The sequence below is a fragment of the Streptomyces sp. AHU1 genome, assembly GCF_045343905.1.
GTDB lineage: Bacteria > Actinomycetota > Actinomycetes > Streptomycetales > Streptomycetaceae > Streptomyces > Streptomyces triticiradicis.
Genome location: NZ_CP174283.1, coordinates 1,649,814 through 1,669,179 on the forward strand (window position 1 = coordinate 1,649,814; position 19,366 = coordinate 1,669,179).

General features: G+C 72.5%; 22 protein-coding genes and 1 riboswitch. Of the genes, 12 read left to right on the forward strand and 10 right to left on the reverse strand.

The features are described from left to right. Positions 1–51: 51 nt before the first annotated feature. The 5 genes from ACICHK_RS07530 to ACICHK_RS07550 form a co-directional block, all read right to left on the reverse strand. The gene (locus ACICHK_RS07530; protein WP_151470525.1) at positions 52–726 is read right to left on the reverse strand and encodes an urease accessory protein UreF; all 675 of its coding nucleotides are present in this window, start codon (positions 724–726) and stop codon (positions 52–54) included. Further along, positions 726–2,447 (reverse strand): urease subunit alpha, encoded by a 1,722-nt coding sequence (locus ACICHK_RS07535; protein ID WP_406836312.1) that lies wholly within the window; start codon positions 2,445–2,447, stop codon positions 726–728. Before ACICHK_RS07535 ends, ACICHK_RS07530 begins: the two co-directional genes overlap by 1 nt. Continuing rightward, entirely contained in the window at positions 2,440–2,751 is a 312-nt protein-coding gene (locus ACICHK_RS07540; RefSeq protein WP_151470527.1) for an urease subunit beta, read from the reverse strand. The genes ACICHK_RS07535 and ACICHK_RS07540 overlap by 8 nt, the downstream gene beginning before the upstream one ends. Before the next feature lie 15 nt (positions 2,752–2,766). Next, complete coding sequence (locus ACICHK_RS07545) at positions 2,767–3,069, reverse strand: urease subunit gamma (RefSeq protein WP_103550668.1); 303 nt, start codon at positions 3,067–3,069, stop codon at positions 2,767–2,769. A 312-nt stretch (positions 3,070–3,381) separates the two neighbouring features. Continuing rightward, complete coding sequence (locus ACICHK_RS07550; protein ID WP_151470528.1) at positions 3,382–3,660, reverse strand: type II toxin-antitoxin system Phd/YefM family antitoxin; 279 nt, start codon at positions 3,658–3,660, stop codon at positions 3,382–3,384. Positions 3,661–3,847: 187 nt separating this feature from the next. Between ACICHK_RS07550 and ACICHK_RS07555 the strand changes: the two genes are divergently transcribed. The 3 genes from ACICHK_RS07555 (at position 3,848) to ACICHK_RS07565 (ending at position 5,814) form a co-directional block, all read left to right on the forward strand. Beyond that, positions 3,848–4,501, forward strand: coding sequence for an ATP-dependent Clp protease proteolytic subunit (locus ACICHK_RS07555; RefSeq protein WP_406836313.1), 654 nt, complete (start codon positions 3,848–3,850; stop codon positions 4,499–4,501). Further along, positions 4,498–4,803 carry a hypothetical protein gene (locus ACICHK_RS07560; protein ID WP_151470530.1) on the forward strand — a complete coding sequence of 102 codons (306 nt, stop codon included), beginning with the start codon at positions 4,498–4,500 and terminating at the stop codon, positions 4,801–4,803. Before ACICHK_RS07555 ends, ACICHK_RS07560 begins: the two co-directional genes overlap by 4 nt. A 337-nt stretch (positions 4,804–5,140) precedes the next feature. Then, positions 5,141–5,337, forward strand: a riboswitch (cyclic di-AMP (ydaO/yuaA leader). Positions 5,338–5,340: 3 nt separating this feature from the next. After that, positions 5,341–5,814, forward strand: a complete 474-nt coding sequence (locus ACICHK_RS07565; protein ID WP_151470531.1) for a C40 family peptidase — start codon at positions 5,341–5,343, stop codon at positions 5,812–5,814. A 70-nt stretch (positions 5,815–5,884) separates the two neighbouring features. Here the strand turns inward: ACICHK_RS07565 and ACICHK_RS07570 are convergent, their stop codons facing one another. Beyond that, positions 5,885–6,529, reverse strand: a complete 645-nt coding sequence (locus tag ACICHK_RS07570) for a LysE family translocator (protein ID WP_406836314.1) — start codon at positions 6,527–6,529, stop codon at positions 5,885–5,887. A 110-nt stretch (positions 6,530–6,639) separates the two neighbouring features. Here ACICHK_RS07570 and ACICHK_RS07575 point away from each other — a divergent pair, with 110 nt between their 5' ends. After that, the gene (locus ACICHK_RS07575) at positions 6,640–7,611 is read left to right on the forward strand and encodes a LysR family transcriptional regulator (protein ID WP_406836315.1); all 972 of its coding nucleotides are present in this window, start codon (positions 6,640–6,642) and stop codon (positions 7,609–7,611) included. On the opposite strand, the gene ACICHK_RS07580 is transcribed toward ACICHK_RS07575, so the two are convergent. Further along, complete coding sequence (locus ACICHK_RS07580; RefSeq protein ID WP_151470534.1) at positions 7,599–8,057, reverse strand: ATP-binding protein; 459 nt, start codon at positions 8,055–8,057, stop codon at positions 7,599–7,601. The genes ACICHK_RS07575 and ACICHK_RS07580 overlap by 13 nt on opposite strands. A gap of 212 nt (positions 8,058–8,269) precedes the next feature. Here ACICHK_RS07580 and ACICHK_RS07585 point away from each other — a divergent pair, with 212 nt between their 5' ends. Both ACICHK_RS07585 and ACICHK_RS07590 read left to right on the forward strand, forming a co-directional pair. Continuing rightward, entirely contained in the window at positions 8,270–9,127 is an 858-nt protein-coding gene (locus ACICHK_RS07585; protein ID WP_406836316.1) for a helix-turn-helix domain-containing protein, read from the forward strand. 13 nt (positions 9,128–9,140) lie between these two features. Further along, positions 9,141–9,365 carry a DUF397 domain-containing protein gene (locus ACICHK_RS07590; protein ID WP_151470536.1) on the forward strand — a complete coding sequence of 75 codons (225 nt, stop codon included), beginning with the start codon at positions 9,141–9,143 and terminating at the stop codon, positions 9,363–9,365. Between the two features lie 99 nt (positions 9,366–9,464). On the opposite strand, the gene ACICHK_RS07595 is transcribed toward ACICHK_RS07590, so the two are convergent. Further along, on the reverse strand, positions 9,465–10,589 hold the full coding sequence (locus tag ACICHK_RS07595; RefSeq protein WP_406836317.1) for an 8-amino-7-oxononanoate synthase: 1,125 nt from the start codon (positions 10,587–10,589) through the stop codon (positions 9,465–9,467). Between the two features lie 170 nt (positions 10,590–10,759). On the opposite strand from ACICHK_RS07595, the gene bioB reads away from it, so the two are divergent. The 4 genes from bioB to ACICHK_RS07615 all read left to right on the forward strand — a co-directional run bounded on the left by bioB (position 10,760) and on the right by ACICHK_RS07615 (position 14,780). Further along, positions 10,760–11,986, forward strand: a complete 1,227-nt coding sequence (gene bioB / locus ACICHK_RS07600) for a biotin synthase BioB (protein WP_151470538.1) — start codon at positions 10,760–10,762, stop codon at positions 11,984–11,986. After that, positions 11,979–13,259: an adenosylmethionine--8-amino-7-oxononanoate transaminase gene (locus ACICHK_RS07605; RefSeq protein WP_406836318.1), complete on the forward strand. Its 1,281-nt coding sequence runs from the start codon at positions 11,979–11,981 to the stop codon at positions 13,257–13,259. Before bioB ends, ACICHK_RS07605 begins: the two co-directional genes overlap by 8 nt. A 1-nt stretch (position 13,260) precedes the next feature. After that, on the forward strand, positions 13,261–13,977 hold the full coding sequence (gene bioD / locus ACICHK_RS07610) for a dethiobiotin synthase (RefSeq protein ID WP_406836319.1): 717 nt from the start codon (positions 13,261–13,263) through the stop codon (positions 13,975–13,977). 113 nt (positions 13,978–14,090) lie between these two features. After that, positions 14,091–14,780, forward strand: coding sequence for a class I SAM-dependent methyltransferase (locus ACICHK_RS07615; RefSeq protein ID WP_406836320.1), 690 nt, complete (start codon positions 14,091–14,093; stop codon positions 14,778–14,780). A gap of 33 nt (positions 14,781–14,813) precedes the next feature. Here the strand turns inward: ACICHK_RS07615 and ACICHK_RS07620 are convergent, their stop codons facing one another. After that, positions 14,814–15,188, reverse strand: coding sequence for a fic family toxin-antitoxin system, toxin component (locus tag ACICHK_RS07620; protein ID WP_103550606.1), 375 nt, complete (start codon positions 15,186–15,188; stop codon positions 14,814–14,816). Positions 15,189–15,192: 4 nt separating this feature from the next. Further along, positions 15,193–15,432 (reverse strand): toxin-antitoxin system HicB family antitoxin, encoded by a 240-nt coding sequence (locus tag ACICHK_RS07625; protein ID WP_151470542.1) that lies wholly within the window; start codon positions 15,430–15,432, stop codon positions 15,193–15,195. Positions 15,433–15,701: 269 nt separating this feature from the next. Between ACICHK_RS07625 and ACICHK_RS07630 the strand changes: the two genes are divergently transcribed. Continuing rightward, the gene (locus ACICHK_RS07630) at positions 15,702–16,544 is read left to right on the forward strand and encodes an ABC transporter ATP-binding protein (protein WP_151470543.1); all 843 of its coding nucleotides are present in this window, start codon (positions 15,702–15,704) and stop codon (positions 16,542–16,544) included. A gap of 7 nt (positions 16,545–16,551) precedes the next feature. Next, positions 16,552–19,119, forward strand: a complete 2,568-nt coding sequence (locus tag ACICHK_RS07635; protein WP_406836321.1) for an ABC transporter permease — start codon at positions 16,552–16,554, stop codon at positions 19,117–19,119. Positions 19,120–19,366: the final 247 nt, after the last annotated feature.

The following is a 19,366-nucleotide window of genomic DNA, read 5'->3' on the forward strand; positions in this document are numbered from 1 at the left end:
AGGGGGAGCGAAGGGTCGGCCGGACCCTGACGGTCCGGGAGCGTGCGGCCGTCAGGACGCGAACAGCCGTACCGGCCAGGCCGCGTGCGCCTCCGCGCCGATCTCCAGCAGCGGCGCCGAGGCGGCGGGAAGCGCCTCGACGCCGTCGTCGAGGACCCGCCGCGCCGCGTCCGCCGCCGCGTGGGCGACGACGTCCAGCTCCGGCGCGAGCCGGGCCAGCACGGCCGTCGCGTCGAAGGGGTCGAGGCTCAGCAGCCGCACCGTCGCCGACGCGGGCCCGCTGACACACTCGTACACGGAGCAGTACGCGGCGTCCTCGGGTCCGAGGCCGGCGGCCCGTGCCGCCGCCCCCAGCACGACCGGCTGGTGCGCCCCCTTGGGGAACCGGCTCGCCAGCGCGTCGAGTTCGGCCGAGGGCCAGGTCGCCCTGGCCGCCCGCACGAGTTGTCGGCCCAGACGGCGCGCGACGACCCGCAGGGCGGGCGAGGGCGTCCGGGCGTCGGCGGCCGCGTCCAGGGCCACCGGATCGACCCCGAGCGCGCCCGCCGCGGCCAGCGCGGCCGAGACGAGCCCGCTCGTGTGCAGCCGACCCCTGCAGAAGTCCTCCAGGCTCGCCGCCCCGGTGATCCGCCCGGCCGCGACCGCCGCCTCCGCCCCGCCGGAGTGCGCGTGCCCTCCGGCGGGAAAGCGGCCGTCGGCCAGGACGAGAAGTGCCGCCCGGGACATCAGAAGAGGAAGTAACGCTGGGCCATGGGCAGTTCGGCGGCCGGAGCCGCCTCGACGAGCTCCCCGTCGATGTGCACGGCGAAGCTGTCGGGGTCGATCCGCACGTCGGGCCGGGCGTCGTTCTCGCGCATGTCGGCCTTGGTCACCGCCCGCGTCGACTCGATGGCCACGAACCGCTTGCCCAGCGAGAGCCGTTCCGGCAGCCCGTCCTCGATGGCGAGCGGCGCCACGAAGTTGAACGAGTTGGCGGCCGGGGCCCGCCCGATCGCCCCGAACATCGGCCGGGGCAGGACCGGTTGGGGTGTCGGGATGGACGCGTTGGCGTCGCCCATCTGCGCGTACGCGATCTGACCGCCCTTGACGACCAGATGCGGCTTGACCCCGAAGAACGCGGGCTCCCACAGCACCAGGTCGGCGAGTTTGCCGGTCTCCACGGAGCCGATCTCGCGTGCGAGCCCCTGCGCGAGCGCCGGGTTGATCGTGTATTTGGCGACATAGCGACGTACCCGCTGGTTGTCGGCGCGGCCGTCGCCCGGCAGGGCGCCCCTGCGCCGCTTCATCACGTGGGCCGTCTGCCAGGTCCGCATGATCACCTCGCCGACGCGGCCCATGGCCTGGGAGTCGGAGGAGATGATCGAGATGGCGCCGAGGTCGTGGAGTATGTCCTCGGCCCCGATGGTGGAGGGCCGGATGCGGGACTCGGCGAAGGCCAGGTCCTCGGGCACCGCCGGGTTCAGGTGGTGGCAGACCATCAGCATGTCGAGGTGTTCCTCGACGGTGTTGACGGTGTAGGGCCGGGTGGGGTTGGTCGAGCTGGGCAGGACGTGGGGCTCGGAGACCACGGTCATGATGTCCGGCGCGTGCCCGCCGCCCGCGCCCTCCGTGTGGTACGCGTGGATACCGCGTCCGGCGACGGCGGCGAGGGTGTCGGCGACGAACCCGGCTTCGTTCAGGGTGTCGGTGTGGATGGCGACCTGGACGCCGGTGCGGTCGGCGACGGTGAGCGCCGCGTCGATCGCGGCGGGCGTCGAGCCCCAGTCCTCGTGGATCTTCAGGCCGAGCGCGCCGCCCCGGATCTGCGAGAGCATCGCCTCGTGCGAGACGGTGTTGCCCTTGCCGAGCAGACCGAAGTTGAGCGGGTAGCCCTCCATCGCCTCCAGCATCCGGGCCAGGTGCCAGGGACCGGGCGTGACGGTCGTCGCCTTGGAGCCCTCGGCGGGACCCGTGCCGCCGCCGACGAGCGTCGTGATGCCGGAGGCGAGGGCCTCGTCGGCGATCCCTGGACAGATCAGATGGACGTGGGCGTCGATGGCGCCCGCGGTCAGGATCCGCCCGTTGCCCGCGATGACCTCGGTCTCGGGGCCGATCACCAGGTCGGGATGGACCCCGTCCATGGTGTCGGGGTTGCCGGCCTTGCCGATGCCCGAGATCCGGCCGTCGCGGATGCCGATGTCGGCCTTGACGATCCCCCAGTGGTCGACGATCACGGCGCCGGTGATCACCGTGTCCGGGGTGCCCTCGGCGCGCGTGGCGCGCGCCTGGCCCATGGACTCCCGGATGACCTTGCCGCCGCCGAACACCGCCTCGTCACCGGCGCGTCCGGGCCCGCCGCAGCGGTCCTCCTCGATCTCGATCAGCAGGTCCGTGTCGGCGAGGCGGATGCGGTCGCCGGTGGTCGGACCGAACAGATCGGCGTACGCGGCGCGCGAGATCTCAGGCATCCAGGGCACCTCCGGTCTCCCCGCGCAGTCCGGGCACCACACGGGCGCCGGCGAGCGGGACGAGTCCGACCTCGACCGGGATCCCGGGCTCGAAGCGCACGGCGGTCCCGGCGGCGACGTCGAGGCGCTTGCCGCGCGCGGCGGCCCGGTCGAAGTCCAGACCGGGATTGGCTTCGGCGAAGTGGTAGTGGGAGCCGACCTGGACGGGACGGTCGGCGGCGTTGAGGACGGTCAGCCGGGTGACCTCACGCCCCTCGTTGAACACGACGGGTTCGTCGGCGAAGAGGAACTCTCCGGGAATCACGGCGCCTCCCCCTCGTCAGACGATCGGGTCGTGGACGGTGACCAGTTTGGTGCCGTCCGGGAAGGTCGCCTCGACCTGGACGTCGTGGATCATCTCGGGGATGCCCGTCATGACGTCGTCCCGGGTGAGGATCTTGCGCCCGGAGGACATCAGTTCGGCGACGGTACGGCCGTCACGGGCGCCTTCGAGGATGTGCGACGTGATCAGCGCGACGGCCTCGGGGTGGTTCAGTCTCAGTCCGCGGGCCCGGCGCTTCTCGGCGACATCGGCCGCCACGTGGATCAGCAGCCTCTCCTGCTCGTGCGGGGTCAGTTGCACGACGTCCCACCTCACATCCTCGCTCCGGACCGTGCGGGGCCCGGTGGCCGCGGCCACCGAGATCCCTGGCGGCGTGGATGGGCACGCTAGTCGGACGGAGTTTCGAGGACGTTAACCGGCCTGTGATCCTTCCCAGGCCGGATCGAAGGACCCCGTCGGGTCCGTGACGCCGCCCCGCGTCCCCGGTTCCGACCGGCCGGGCCGCGGGGGCGCCCGGGAACCCGTGAGGACATCGGGGGCCGGACCGTATACGGCGTATCGCCCGGCGCGCGGGAGCCGGAGCCGCCCCGCGGGTCGCCGGCGTCCCGGCCCTCAGGAGGCGCCGGTCCCCCGGTGCTCCGCGGCGATGCCGAACCGCTGGTGCTCCCGGGGCGCGGACGCCACGTCACGGACGCCGGCCAGAGAGCTGATCACCTGCTCGTCGGCGGGCTCCGGGAGTTCTTCGAGGCGCTCCAGGTCGGCCGCGGAGACGAGGGCGACGAGCGGCTTCCCGTGCCGCGTCACGACGACGCGCTCACCGCCGTACACGACGCGGTTGATCAGTTCGGCGAGCTCAGCCCTGGCTTGCGTCACCGGAATCTCGTAGGCCATGACGTCCAGCTTAGACCGGGCCTCCCGCACCCCGCGGGGGTGCGGATCTCCCCGGTCGACGGTGCGCGGCGCCCCCTGCCCCCTTCGTGTCCGGCGGCGCCACCGTTTTCGCTCTCGGCATGGCCCTCTTCCACGAGGACGTACATCCTGTACATTTTTTACAGACGTCGACCTGAGGAGGCGCGCCATGGACAGCCCGTCCGCCCGTCATGTCCTGCCCGAGTTCACCGAACGCACGAGCACGGGGTACCAGACCCTCGATCCGTACTCGAAGCTGCTCGGCGAGCGGATCGTGTTCCTCGGGACACCGATCGACGACACCTCGGCGAACGACGTGACGGCGCAGTTCATGTACCTCGAACACCAGGCGCCCGAGCAGGACATCTCGCTGTACATCAACTCCCCGGGCGGCTCCTTCAGCGCGATGACCGCGATCTACGACACGATGCGGTTCGTCACCTGCGACGTCGAGACGATCTGCCTCGGCCGGGCGGACTCGACCGCGGCGATGCTGCTGGCCGCCGGAACTCCGGGCAAACGGCTCGCGCTGCCGGGGGCCCGCGTCCTCCTGCGCCAGCCGTCGGTTCCGGAACCGATCGAGGGCCATCCGGGCGATCTGGCCGTCCAGGCCGAGGAATTGGTCCGCTCCCGCCGGATCCTGGAGGAGATGCTCGGGCGGCACACGGGGCAGAGCCCGGAGCGGATCGCCGCGGACATCGAGCGCGACAAGATCTTCGACGCGCCGGCGGCACGGGCCTACGGGCTGGTCGACCGGGTCGTCCCGAGCCGTAGGCCCGCGCGCCGGACGCCGGACGCCGGACGCGAGGTGAGCGGCCGATGATCCCGGACCTGCCCCCGCTGCCCGCGCTGACCCGTGCCGAGGCCGAGCTGATCGACCGCTACCTCGACGTGGTCGACCTGGTCGGCCGCATCAACCCGTCCCGCCCCGGAGACACCTATCGCGGCCTGAGGGCGGCTCAGGCACTGGTCGGCAAGGCGGAGGCGCTGCGGGACGCCCTCGCCCTGATGCACCAGCGGGGCGAGAGCGAGGTGCACGCCCCGACACTGGCCCAGGCCCTGCGGGTGCTCGGCGGGGAGCGGCGGGCGGCCAGGGTCACCGTGCCGCCCGGGTCCGGCAGTTGACGGACCCGCACCGGCGGGCCGGTACGCGCCGGAGCTCCGCGCCGTCCGGTCCGCGACTCAAACGGACCGGATGGTGTACCCCCCGATGGCGTATTTCCCGATCCCTTCCGGGACCCCTCCGAGTTGCGCAACGCGCGGACCGCGGAGGCCGGATGGGGCCCTTCACCGCAGGTGCGGGCCTCATCGATGTCTCCAACACGTGCTCGAACGCAGCTATGTTCACCCGAACGGGTGAGTGGTGAGTAAGCCCACAAAACGCCGATTCCGCTCGGATTTTCCGTCCCTCATGAGTGAAGATCCCTTCCGACGACAAGCCCCCGCCACAGCGGCGGGGCGGTCCGGGCGGACGCCGAGTCCTGCCGCCGCCCGGATGACCGGTCGACAGGAGTGGATCGGCAGGAGTGGAGGACCCAGCTAGACGGGCCGCCGGAACAGTTCCGGGCGGTCCTTGGGGTGAAGCCGCAACCGCGGCCGGGCAACTTCGCCAGCCCGAATCCGACAGGTCATCCTTCACAGGCGGCTGACGAAGGGTTGCGCATGACTGCGCTCAATCGTGTCCCGTCGCTGTGGACCCGGGCCGGTACGGCCTCGGCGCTCACCCTTGCCGCGGTGGGCGGCAGCCTCGTGGTCCCCGGCGCCGCAGCCGACGCCGAGGCGGCCACCGTTGCGACGAAGGCACTCCAGGTCGCGGCGTCGAAGCACGGCTCCCCCTACCAGTGGGGCGCCACCGGACCGCACCGCTTCGACTGCTCCGGGCTCACGCTCTACTCGTACAAGAAGGCGGGCAAGAAGCTGCCTCGTACGGCCGCGGCCCAGTACAACAAGACGCACCACGTCTCGGCCTCGCACCGCAAGGCCGGTGACCTCGTGTTCTTCCACTCGGGCCGGAACGTCTACCACGTCGGTATCTACGCCGGGAAGGGGAAGATCTGGCACTCCCCGAAGACCGGGGAAGTGGTGAAGCTCCAGAAGATCTGGACGAGGAGCGTCTGGTACGGCAGGGTCGGCTGACCCTCTCCTCCGGGGCGGCGGAACCCCGCCGCCCCGGCGCCGGCCTCCTCACGGCCGCCGTGACGCCCTCTCAGCTCCTCAGGGGCTCCAGCACCAGGACGAGGCCCAGAACGGTGAGGGCACCGCCGGTGAGCCCCGCCACGGCCCGTGCGGCCCGCGGTCCGCGCAGCCACCGTCCGAGCCGGTCCACCAGGAGCGCGACCGCCGGGAACCACACCAGGGCCAGGGCGACCACGATCAGCGCGAGCAGCAGGGTCCGCGGCATCGCGGGGCTGCCCGCGGGCACGAACTGCGGCAGCAGGCTGAGGAAGGTGACGGGCGCCTTCGGGTTGAGCGCGTTGGTGACGAAGCCCTGCCGCAGCGGACGCGCGCCCCGGCCCGTCCCCCGCGTCCCCGCCTCGTACGGCGACGCGGCCGGGCCCGGCTCCCCCGGACGGACCGACGGGCGGAGCGTGCGCAGGCCCAGGTACAGCACGTAGGCCCCGCCGAGCAGTTGGAGCGTCCCGAAGAGCGCCGGCACGGCGGTCAGGACCGCGGCGACCCCGGCGACGGCGAGCGCGGTGTGGATCAGCAGCCCGCCCGCGATGCCGAGGGCGCACGCGAGACCGGCCCGGCGGGAGACGAGCGCGTTGCGTACGACGACGGTGAAGTCCGCTCCGGGCATGGCGACCATGCCCGCGGCGACCCCCGTGAAGGCGATGAGCTGTGCGTCCATGCCCCCAGGCTGCCCGGCACGGACCTTCAGCGGGTATGTCGAATATCCTGGGCCGGTATTAAGCAGTCGTTTAGACCCGGCAGGGTGCCGCCGGATCCGGGAGGGGCGCGATGTACGACCCGACGCGGCTCGCGGCGCTGGTGGCGGTCGCCGAGGCGGGGTCGATCACCCGGGCCGCCGAGCGCCTCGGCTACACCCCGCCCGCGCTGTCCCAGCAGGTGGCGAAGCTGGAGCGGGAGACGGGGACGACACTGCTGGTGCGCTCCCATCGCGGGACCCGGCTCACCGGCGCGGGCGAACTGCTGGTCGTACGGGCCCGCCGGGTCCTCGACGAGATGGAGCTGGCCCGGCACGAACTGGCCCGTCTGACGGGGCTGTCGGGCGGCACGCTGCGGCTCGGCACCTTCCAGACGGCGGGCATCCATCTGCTGCCGCCCGTGCTCACCGCCTTCCGCCGGGCCCACCCGGACGTGGCGCTCGCGGTCGCCGACCACGAACCGCCGCACGGGATCGCGGCGGTCGCGGCCGGCGAGGTGGACCTGGCGCTCACCCACACCTACCAGCCCGCCCCTCCGGTACCGCTCCCCCCGTCCGTGGGCGTCGAGCCGGTCCTGGTCGAGGAACTGGTGCTGGTGACCGCTCCCGGTCACCTTCTCGCGGGCGGTTCGACGCGGCTGCCGCTCTCCGAGCTCGCCGGGCAGCCGCTGATCAGCATGGCCCCGGACCACCCTCCCCGGCAGGGCGTGGAGGCCGCGCTCGCCGAGGCGGGGGCCACGCCGGCCGTGCTCGTCGAGACCCCCGGGTACGCCCTGGTGTGCGCGCTGGTCAGTGCCGGGCTCGGGGTCGCGGTCGTACCGGAGATGGTGGCGGCGACGGCGGCGACACCGGTGGGCACCAGGCTGCTGGAACCGGGAGACCTGCGCCGGACGATCTCGGTCGTCCACCGGACGGATGTGACGGCGCCCGCGGCCGACGCGTTCCGCGCCCTGTTGCGCGGCGCCTTCGGGCGGGCCGGACGGCACCGGACCGGCGGCCGGCCGGACGTCCGGGGGCATCGGGACGACATGTCTCAGGGCTCCTGAGGCCATCCGGAGGGCACCGTCCGGACCGGCACCGTCCACGGGATCTCGATGGAGACCGTCTTGCCGCCCTCCCGGGTCGGGCGGACGGTGAGCCTGCCGCCGCACTCGGCGGTCAGCCAGCGGATGATCACCATGCCGCGGCCGTTGTCCTGCTGGACTGCCGCGGGCAGCCGCTTCGGGAAGCGCGGATGGCTGTCGGTGACCCCGATGCGCAGGCGCTCCTCCCGGTCGAGACGCACGCCGACCGTGAAGGTGGGCGACTGCCCGAACGTGTGCTGGACGGCGTTGGTGGCCAGTTCGGACACGATCAGGCGTACGGTCTCGGCGACTTCGCAGTCGCGCGGCAGGCCCCATTCGGCCAGCACTTCGGCGACGAATTTACGGGCCACGGAAACCGAGGCCGGTTCGCTCGGCAGCGTGACGGATGCTTCCTGATGGTCTGCCATGGCGACGTTCGTCCCTTTCCCACGGGACCGGAGCCCGACACCGAGCGGATGGTTCGAGTACGGTCCCGGACTGGTGCTTGCGCCAGACTGCCACTACCGGGCCGGTCGTGGGTGCGATCCACCGAGTAATGCATATATCTGTCGCTCGATGCGGTGAACTCTGCGTCGGCAGAGCGTATTCGGACGACTTGGAAGGAGTAAGGAGAACAGTCATGCAGCACGGTCCCGCGGTGCGCCGCCGCAAGCTCGGTGCCGAACTGCGCGCGCTGCGCGCCGGCACGGGTCTCACGAGCGGGGAGGCGGCCCGCCTGCTCGGCTGGCACCAGTCGAAGGTGAGCCGCATCGAGACGGGCACCAGCGGGGTGAAACCGGCCGACGTGGAACGCCTGTTGCACGCGTACGGCGTCGAGGACCCCGGACTGCGCGAACTCCTCGTCGTGCTGGCGGGTTCCGAGGGGAGCGGCCGTCACCACTGGTGGCACGCGTACCGCGGCGTGCTCCCGCAGGCCTACCGCGACTTCATCAGCCTGGAGTCGGGGGCCAGCGTCATGCGCACCCTGGAGACCTCCGTCGTACCCGGGCTGCTGCAGACGCCGGAGTACGCCCGCGCGGTGACGCGGGCCGCCGTGGACGGGCTGGAGGAGAGCAAGCTCGACGCCCTGGTCGAGGTGCGCCTGGCCCGGCAGGACGTCCTGCGTTCGGATCCGCCGCTGGAGCTGTCCGCCGTCCTGGACGAAGCGGTGTTACGGCGGGAGGTCGGCGGTCCCGACGTCATGGCGGGCCAGCTGCGCCGGCTGCGGGAGGCCGCCGCCCTGCCCCAAGTACGGCTCCAGGTAATGCCGTTCGCCGCCGGGGCACACATCGGAGTGACCGGCCCTTTCGTTATTTTCTCATTTCCGAACACAGCCGATCTGGATGTGGTTGTTCTCGACCACTTGACGAGTAGCCTCTATCTCGAACGGAAAGAAGACCTCCGGGCCTACGCCGAGGCCTTCGACGCCCTTCGGTTCCACGCCCTTTCGCCCGAGGACTCGTTGGACTACATCGCCGCGATAGGCGACGACACGTAAGGAGGCACACGTCATGCCCGCAATGCCTCGGTACGTACCCTCCAGCACTTCACTGCGCCATGTGCGATGGCTGCGCAGCAGCCGCAGTACCGGGATGAACAACTGCGTCGAGACCGCACGCCCGAGCACCGGACCGTGGTCCGGGATGGTCGCGGTGCGCGATTCCAAGAACACGGCGGGACCCGCCCTGCTGTTCACCCCGGGCGTCTGGGAGGGGTTCATCACCGGGCTGAACTGACCCCGCACGGTTCACCGTTCCACCGCACCACCGGCCGGCCGCCCCTGCGGACCACCGGCCGATCGCCCCACCCGCTCGTCGATCGATCGCTCCACCGTTTCACCGGTTCCGGCTGATCACGTCCACCGCGTGCTCGATCTGCTCCTCGGTGAGGTCCGCGCGGGCCGTCAGCCGCAGTCGTGAAACACCGTCGGGCACCGACGGGGGACGGAAACAGCCGACGGCGAGGCCCGCCTCGCGGCAGTCGGCCGCCCATCGCACCGCCCGTTCGGGGGACGGTGCCCGCACGGAGACGACCGCCGCGTCCGGTCGTACCGCGGAGAGACCCTCCGCCGTCAGCCGCGTGTGCAGTGCCGTGGCCACCTCGCGCGCCCGCGCCGCGCGCCCGGGCTCACGGCGCAGCAGCCGCAGCGCCGCGAGGGCCGCGCCCGCCGCCGCCGGCGCGAGGCCCGTGTCGAAGATGAAGGTGCGCGCCGCGTTGATCAGATGGTCGATGACCGCCGCCGGGCCGAGGACCGCGCCGCCCTGGCTCCCGAGCGACTTGGAGAGCGTGACGGTCACGACGACGTCCGGGTCCCCCGCGAGCCCCGCGGCGTGCGGAGCGCCCCGGCCGCCGTCGCCCAGGACACCGAGGCCGTGCGCGTCGTCGACGATCAGTCCGGCCCCGTACTCCCGGCAGGCGAGGGCGAGTCCGGCGAGCGGGGCCGCGTCTCCGTCCACCGAGAAGACCGTGTCGGAGACGGTGACGGCCGGTCCGTCGTGGGTGCCGAGCGCCTTGCGCACGGCGTCCGGGTCCGCGTGGGGAACCACCTGGGTCGTGCCGCGGGCCAGCCGGCAGCCGTCGATCAGGGAGGCGTGGTTGCCCGCGTCCGAGACGACCAGCGAGCCGTACGGCGCGAGGGCGGTGACCGCGGCGAGGTTGGCCGCGTAGCCCGAGGACAGGACGAGCGCGGACTCGAAACCGCAGAAGTCGGCCAGTTCGCGTTCCAGTTCGCCGTGCAGTTCGGTGGTGCCGGTGACGAGCCGCGAGCCCGTCGCACCGCCGCCCCACCGGCGTGCGGCCTCGGCCGCGCCCGCGGTGACCTCCGGGTGACGGGCGAGCCCGAGGTAGTCGTTGCTCGCGAGGTCGAGGAGCGGCGAGTCGGCGGGACGCGGGCGCAGCGTACGCACGAGTCCGGCACGGCGACGTGCCTCGGCCTGCTCGTCGATCCAGCCGAACGCCATGTGTCCTCCGGGTCTCGCCGCCTGCGCGGTGATGGTGGTTTGTAGGCAGTGCACAGACCCTAGCGGTCGCCCCGGCGGCCCATGATGTGGCAATACCCACACGTCGAACCATCTCTGTTGTGCAAACTCTCCTTGGCCGGGAGCGGTCGCATGGTCCAGGATCGGACCTCATGGACCTGCTGAACACGCTGGTGGACAAGGGGCTTCGGCGCGAGCTGCCGACCCGTGACGAGGCACTGGCCGTACTGGCCACCTCCGACGACGACGTACTCGACGTGGTGGCCGCGGCCGGCAAGGTGCGCCGGCACTGGTTCGGCCGACGGGTGAAACTGAACTATCTCGTCAACCTGAAGTCGGGCCTGTGCCCGGAGGACTGCTCGTACTGCTCGCAGCGTCTCGGCTCCACGGCCGGCATCCTCAAGTACACCTGGCTCAAGCCCGAGGAGGCCTCCGAGGCCGCGGCGGCCGGGCTCGCCGGGGGCGCCAAGCGGGTCTGCCTGGTGGCCAGCGGGCGCGGCCCGACGGACCGTGACGTGGACCGGGTCTCCGACACGATCAAGGCGATCAAGGACCAGAACGAGAACGTCGAGGTGTGCGCCTGCCTCGGCCTGCTCTCCGACGGCCAGGCCGAGCGGCTGCGCGAGGCGGGCGCGGACGCCTACAACCACAACCTGAACACGTCCGAGGGGACGTACGGGGAGATCACGACCACCCACACGTACGCCGACCGGGTGGACACCGTCCAGAAGGCGCACGCGGCGGGGCTGTCCGCCTGCTCGGGTCTGATCGCGGGCATGGGCGAGTCGGACGAGGACCTCGTGGACGTCGTGTACGCGCTGCGCGAGCTCGACCCCGACTCCGTTCCGGTGAACTTCCTGATCCCGTTCGAGGGAACCCCCCTCGCCAAGGAGTGGAACCTCACCCCGCAGCGCTGCCTGCGCATCCTGGCCATGGTCCGCTTCGTCTGCCCGGACGTCGAGGTCCGCATCGCCGGCGGCCGCGAGGTGCACCTGCGCACGATGCAGCCGCTCGCCCTGCACCTGGCCAACTCGATCTTCCTCGGTGACTACCTCACCAGCGAGGGCCAGGCGGGCAAGGCCGACCTGGAGATGATCGCGGACGCCGGCTTCGAGGTGGAGAACGCGGGCGAGGTGACGCTGCCCGAGCACCGCGCTCCGTCCGGCGGCGGCTGCGGATCGCACGCCGGGAGCGGGTGCGGATCGCACGAGGGCGCCGGCTGCGGGGCGGGCGCCGAGGCGGGCTGCGGGTCCCACGAGGGCGCGGGCGTGTGCGCTCCGGCGCCGGCGGCCGTGGCCGAGGCGCCCGCCGACGCCCGTACGGACCTCGTCTCCGTGCGTCGCCGCGGCGCCGGAACGGATCTCGCGCCCAATGCCTGACCTGTCGGTGCGGGAACTGCTCGACCTCGACCGGCGGCACGTCTGGCATCCGTACGGGCCCATGCCCGGCCGCCAGGAACCGCTGGTCGTGGAGTCGGCGAGCGGGGTCCGGCTGCGGCTGGCCGACGGTACGGGCGAGCTGGTCGACGGCATGTCGTCCTGGTGGTCGGCCATCCACGGCTACAACCACCCGGTCCTGAACGACGCGGCGCGCGGCCAGCTGGAGCGCATGAGCCATGTGATGTTCGGCGGGCTCACCCACGAGCCCGCCGTCATGCTGGCGAAGCGGCTGGTCGACATCTCGCCGGAGGGCCTGGAGCACGTCTTCCTCGCCGACTCCGGCTCGGTCTCGGTCGAGGTCGCCGTCAAGATGTGCCTCCAGCACTGGCGCTCGCTCGGCCGCCCCGGCAAGCAGCGGCTGCTGACCTGGCGGGGCGGCTACCACGGGGACACCTGGCAGCCCATGTCGGTGTGCGACCCCGAGGGCGGGATGCACGAGCTGTGGCAGGGCGTGCTCCAGCGGCAGGTGTTCGCCGACGCGCCGCCGGCCGCGTACGAGGAGTCGTACGCGGACCACTTGCGCGAGCTGATCGCGCGGCACGCCGACGAGCTCGCCGCGGTGATCGTGGAGCCGGTGGTGCAGGGTGCGGGCGGGATGCGCTTCCACTCCCCCGGCTACCTGCGGGTGCTGCGCGAGGCCTGCGACGAGCACGACGTCCTGCTCGTGTTCGACGAGATCGCCACGGGTTTCGGCCGTACGGGTGAACTGTTCGCGGCGGACCACGCGGGCGTCACCCCGGACGTGATGTGCGTCGGCAAGGCGCTGACCGGCGGCTATCTGACGATGGCGGCGACGCTGTGCACCTCGCGGGTGGCCGACGGCATCTCGCGCGGTGACGTCCCGGTGCTCGCGCACGGCCCGACCTTCATGGGCAATCCGCTCGCCGCCGCGGTGGCGTGCGCCTCCGTCGACCTGCTGCTGGGGCAGGACTGGCGGACCGAGGTGAAGCGGATCGAGACGGGGCTGCGGGACGGCCTCGCGGAGGCGGCCTCGCTGCCGGGCGTCCGGGACGTACGCGTGCTCGGCGCGATCGGGGTCGTCCAGCTCGACCACGAGGTGGACATGAGGGCGGCGACGGCGGCCGCGGTGCGCGAGGGCGTGTGGCTGCGGCCGTTCCGCGACCTCGTCTACACGATGCCGCCGTACGTCACCGGCGACACGGACCTGGCACGGATCACGCGCGCGGTGTGCGCGGCGGCGCGGGAGGGCTGAGATGACGGTACTGGTGATCACGGGGACGGGCACGGAGGTGGGCAAGACGGTCGTCACGGCCGCCGTCGCCGCCACGGCCCTCGCCTCCGGGCGGTCCGTGGCCGTCCTGAAGCCCGCGCAGACGGGCGTGGGCCCGCACGAGCGCGGCGACGCCGACGAGGTGGCCCGGCTCGCCGGTGCCGTCACCACCCTCGAACTGGGCCGCTACCCCGAGCCGTTGGCGCCCGCGACGGCCGCCCGGCGGGCCGGGCTGCCGGCCGTGTCCCCGGAGTCGGCGGCGGAGGCCGCGGCGAAGCTCGCCACCGAGCACGATCTGGTGCTGGTGGAGGGCGCGGGCGGTCTGCTCGTCCGGTTCGACGACGCGGACGGGACCCTGGCGGACGTGGCCCGGCTGCTGGACGCTCCCGTGCTGGTCGTCGCTCCGGCCGGGCTGGGAACGCTCAACACGACGGAGCTGACGGCCCGTGAACTGCGGATGCGGGAACTGGAGTTCGCGGGCGTGGTGATCGGCAGCTGGCCGGACTCCCCCGACCTGGCGATGCGGTGCAACCTCGCGGACCTCCCCGCGGTGTCCGGGGCACCCCTGCTGGGCGCGGTCCCGGCGGGCGCGGGGATCCTCCCGCCCGCGGACTTCCGTGCCGGTGCGCCGGGCTGGCTGGACCACCGGCTGGGCGGACGCTGGAACGCCGGGGTCTTCGCCGCGGCGCACACGGCCTGACACCGGCCGCCGTCACCCGGCCGGGTGAACTCCTCCGCTCCCGGCGGGCGAGGCGTGCGGCGGGCGTCCCGGGGGGACAATCCCGGTGAACCCTGTCCCCCGGGAGGTCCGTCATGCCGTTCAAGCCGCTCCGGCCGGCCGGCTCCGGCAAGGTCTCCGCGGAGGCCGTGCACCATCCGGTGTTCGCCCGCTGCTACGCCCGCTGCAGCGTCGGCGCCGAGACCCGGATGGGGATCGGCCGGGTGCGCGAGCGGCTGCTCGCCGGGCTGTCCGGGCGGGTGATCGAGATCGGCGCGGGCAACGGCCTGAACTTCGCCCACTACCCGGGCACCGTCTCGGAGGTCGTGGCCATCGAACCCGAGCGGCTGCTGCGGCGGTTGGCGGTGGAGGCGGCGCTGCGCTGCGAGGTGCCCGTCGACGTGGCGCCGGGTGCCGCGGAGGCGCTGCCGGTCAAGAGCGAGGCGTACGACGCCGCCGTGCTCTCGCTGGTGCTGTGCAGCGTGCGGGACGTGCCGAGGGCGCTCGCCGAGGTGCGGCGGGTGCTGCGCCCCGGCGGCACGGTGCGGTTCTTCGAGCACGGCCGGGGCGGCGGACCGGTCATGAGGTCCGTCCAGCGGGGTCTGGACGCCACGGTGTGGCCGCGGCTGTGCGGCGGCTGCCACGTGGCGCGCGACCCGGTCGCGGCGCTGCGCGAGGCGGGGTTCGAACTGGGCCCGTACCGGCGGCTGTCGATGCCCGAGAAGGGACCGCGCCTGCCCACGTCGTACTGCGTTCTGGGCACGGCCCGCCGGCCGCCCGACTGACGGGCGCGGCCCCCGTGCCGTGCGCGCCGGGTGTCACAGACTCCAGCGGCGCAGTTCGTGCGCGATGTCGTGCACGGTGGCCTCGCCGTTCTTCACCAGGCGGGCCAGGTCCCGCACCTGCTCGGGCGAGGTGACCACCTTCAGGCCGCTGGCGACGAGATAGGCGTAGGCGACGGCCGAGGCGAACATCGCGTTGGAGCGTTCGAGCGCCGGGACGTGCAGCAGGAGCTGGAGCAGCGCGGCGGCGCGGGCGTGCGGGCTGTCGTAGACCGGGATGCCGAGGATCTCCGCCTCGTGCCGGGCGACCGCGGCGACGAGGGCTCCCCAGTCGGTGACCTGGGGGTCTCCGGGGGTCTTCTGTTCGGCGATCATGAGGAGCCAGGCGAGATCGACTCTGAGACTGCTCAACGGATCAACGACGACCTTCGCTGGTGCCTTCACGGTCCGGGCCGAACTCCTCGGCGAACACGGACTCGTACTGCTTCATGAAATCGGCGGCGGCCTCCACGAAGGTGCGGCCCGCTTCCCCGGTGTCCTGCCGGACCAGCTCCTCGATGTAGCGGTTCACGCTCATCCCCCGTTCCAGGGCTCGCTCCCGGGCGGCTCTCGCGGTGCCCTCGTCCACCCGGACGTTCAGCTGAGTCTTCGCCATCCTTCGAAGCTAGCGCCATACCGCTAGCACGGGCAAGGGGGCCCGGTCCGGGGTGGAGACGCGGAGGGCGGGGGCACCGAGGGCCGAGATGCGGAGGCGAGACGCGGAGGGTGGAGAGGCGCGGTGGAGATTGCCCCTTACATCGATATCGGGGACCCACCCTGAGGCGGAGACCGCCCGGCACCCAGGGGGGATACCGGGTGTGCCCCCGGTCACACTACCCTCGGGCCGGACGAGGAGTCCGGGCACCCATCACGGAGGAGGCGGTCTTGTCCACAGCTGCTGCGGAGCAGATTCCCGGCCGCGCGGAGGGGGACGGGATCGCCGCCCGCGCCCGCGGCCTGACCAAGGCGTACGGTTCCGGCGAGACCGCGGTACTGGCCCTCGACTCGGTCGACGTGGACATCGCGCGCGGCCGGTTCACCGCCGTCATGGGTCCCTCGGGCTCCGGGAAGTCCACCCTCATGCACTGTCTGGCGGGCCTGGACACCGTCTCGGCCGGGCAGGTGTGGCTGGGCGGCACCGAGATCACCGGACTGAAGGACCGCGAGCTGACCCGGCTGCGACGGGACCGGATCGGCTTCATGTTCCAGTCGTTCAATCTGATCCCCACCCTGAACGCGGCCGAGAACATCACGCTGCCCATGGACATCGCGGGCCAGAAGCCCGACCAGAAGTGGCTCGACCAGGTCATCGACACCCTCGGACTGCGCGAGCGGCTCAAGCACCGGCCCGCCCAGCTCTCCGGGGGCCAGCAGCAGCGCGTCGCCTGCGCGCGGGCGCTCGCCTCCCGGCCCGAGCTGATCTTCGCGGACGAGCCGACCGGGAACCTCGACTCGCGCGCGGGCCTCGAAGTCCTCGGATTCCTGCGCGAGGCCGTCGACGAGCTGGGCCAGACCGTCGTCATGGTCACGCACGACCCCGGTGCCGCCGCCCACTCCGACCTGGTGCTCTTCCTCGCGGACGGGCGGATCGTGGACGAGATGGAGCGGCCTTCGGCGGAAGCCGTGCTGGAGCGGATGAAGCGTTTCGACACGGCCCGGGTGACCTTCGACGGCGAGCGCGGCACGCCCGGCGGCGGCTCCGGTGACGTGACCCCCGACAAGGACTGAGGCGGTCGTGCTCAAGGCGACACTGCGAAGCTTTCTCGCGCACAAGGGGCGGCTGCTGCTCTCGGCCCTGGCCATCGTGCTGTCCGTGGCCTTCGTCGCGGGCAGTCTCATCTTCTCGGACACGGTGACCCGTACGTTCGACCGGCTCTTCGCCTCCACCGCGGCCGATGTGACCGTGGAGCCGAAGAACGACCTGAAGTCCCAACTGCCCACCGGAGCCACCGAGACCGTCCCGGCCTCCCTCGCGGACCGGCTCGCGAAGGTCGACGGGGCCGCCGCCACGCATGTGGACGTGTCGGTGGAGAACGCCCCCGTCGTCGACAGCGCGAACAAACCGGTCGGGTCGACGACGGGCGCCCCCACCATCGTCACCAACTGGGAACTCACCGAACGCAGTCCGCTGAAGCTGACCTCCGGGCACGAGCCGCACGGCGGCGACGAGGCGCTGCTCGACGCGGACACCGCCGACAAGAAGCACCTCGGCATCGGCGACGTCCTGACGGTGCAGGCGCAGCCCGGCTCCTTCGAGGTGCGGATCACCGGGATCGCCACCTTCACCACCACCAACCCCGGTGCCGCGCTGATCTTCCTCGACACCCCGACCGCGCAGTCCAGGCTGCTCGGCCGCCCCGGCCTCGCCACGAGCATCTCCGTGGACGCCGCGCCGGGTGTCGACGACGCCCGGCTCAAGCAGCGTGTCTCGGCCGAACTCGGTGGCGGGACCTACGACGTGAAGACCGCCGAGGAGCAGGCGAAGTCGTCCGCCGAGCAGCTCGGCGGATTCCTCGACGTCATCAAGTACGTGATGCTCGGCTTCGCCGGGATCGCGGTGCTCGTCGGCATATTCCTCATCGTCAACACCTTCTCGATGCTGATCGCCCAGCGCACCCGGGAGCTCGGGCTGCTGCGGGCGCTCGGCGCCGACCGCCGCCAGGTGCGCCGGTCGGTGCTCACCGAGGCACTGCTCCTCGGCCTGGTCGGTTCGACCCTCGGCCTCGCGGCCGGGATCGGGCTGGCGGTCGGGCTGATCAAGCTGATGTCCGCCTTCGGCATGAACCTCAAGTCCACGGAGATGGTGATCGGCTGGGGGACCCCCGTGGCGGCGTACGTCGTCGGGGTCGGCGTCACCTACATCGCGGCCTATCTGCCGGCCAGACGCGCGGCGGGCGTCTCCCCCATGGCGGCCCTCTCGGACGCCGAGGTCGCGGGCGTGGGAAGGCCGTTGCGGGTACGGGCCGTGGTGGGCGGTGTCGTCGGCGCGGCCGGGGCCGCGGCCCTCGCGGGATGCGCGGCCTCGACGAAGACCTCGACCGCGGCCTCGCTGCTGGGACTGGGAGTCGTCCTGACCCTGATCGCGACGGTGATCGCCGGACCGCTGCTCGTCCGCCCGGTGATCCGCGTCCTCGGCGGCGCGTTCCCCGCGCTCTTCGGCCCGGTGGGCCGGATGAGCCAGCGCAACGCGCTGCGCAATCCGCGGCGCACCGGCGCCACCGCCGCCGCCCTGATGGTCGGTCTCGCCCTGGTCGGCGGGATGTCCGTGGCCAGCGCGTCCATGAGCAAGTCCTTCGACCAGCAGATCGACAAAACCCTCGGCGCCGACTTCGTGCTCCAGAACGCCAATTTCGTGCCGTTCTCGCGCGAGGTCACGGAGAAGGTGCGCGCCACCGACGGGGTCGGACCGGTCGTCCGGCAGCGCTTCACCCCGGTCGCGGTCAGGCTGCCGGACGGCAAGCGGGTGGAGACGACGGCCGCGGCCTACGATCCGCGGCTGGACGACGTCGCCCACGTCACGTACGCCGCGGGCGACACCGCGGCGGCGCTGGGCGAGGGCCGCATCGCCATGGACGTGAAGTTCGCGAAGGACCACGACGTGCGGGTCGGCGGCACGATTCCGGTCGAGTTCCCCGCCGGCCGCAGGACCGAGCTGACGGTGGGCGCGCTCACCGACCAGGACGGCGGCGGAGGGTTCGGGACGCAGGGCGGACTCTTCTTCGGCTTCGGCACGATCGAGAAGTACGTGCCGGGCGGGCAGGACTCGGCGCTGTACGTGAACGCGGCCCCGGGCACCTCCCCGGACGAGCTGCGTCCCCGGCTGGAGAAGACCCTGGAGCCGTATCCGCAGGTCCAGGTCCGCGACCAGGCCGACTACAAGGAGCTGGTCCACGACCAGATCGCCGTGCTGCTCTACCTCGTGTACGCGCTGCTCGGGCTCGCGATCGTCATCGCGGTGCTCGGCGTGGTCAACACCCTCGCCCTGTCGGTCGTGGAGCGCACCCGCGAGATCGGACTGCTGCGCGCCATCGGTCTCGGCCGGCGCCAGCTGCGCCGCATGATCCGGCTGGAGTCCGTGGTCATCGCCGTGTTCGGCGCGGTCCTCGGGCTGGCGCTGGGGATCGTCTGGGGTGTCTGCGTGCAGCAGGTGCTGGCGCTCCAGGGCATGAAGGCGCTCGCCGTCCCCTGGACGACGATCGTCGCGGTCGTGATCGGCTCGGCCGTCGTCGGTATCGTCGCGGCGCTGCTTCCGGCCCTGCGCGCGTCACGCATGAACGTACTCGCGGCCATCGCACACGAATGACCGCGAAGAGCCGTCCCCGGTCCACCGGGACCGGGGCCGGCCGTCGGTCCGTCCCACCCGTCAAGGCCGGGACCGGGGACGGACCACCCGCCGCCCCGCTCGGCCGGCCGGAGAGGGGCCGCCCTCTCACTCCCGTACACCCGGCCGGCCGACGCCCAGGTCCGCCAACCGGAAAGAGCTCCCGCTCACCCCGGCGCGCCGGCCGAAGGCCGACCGCCCGTTCGCTCCCGTCCGGGCGGCTCCCACG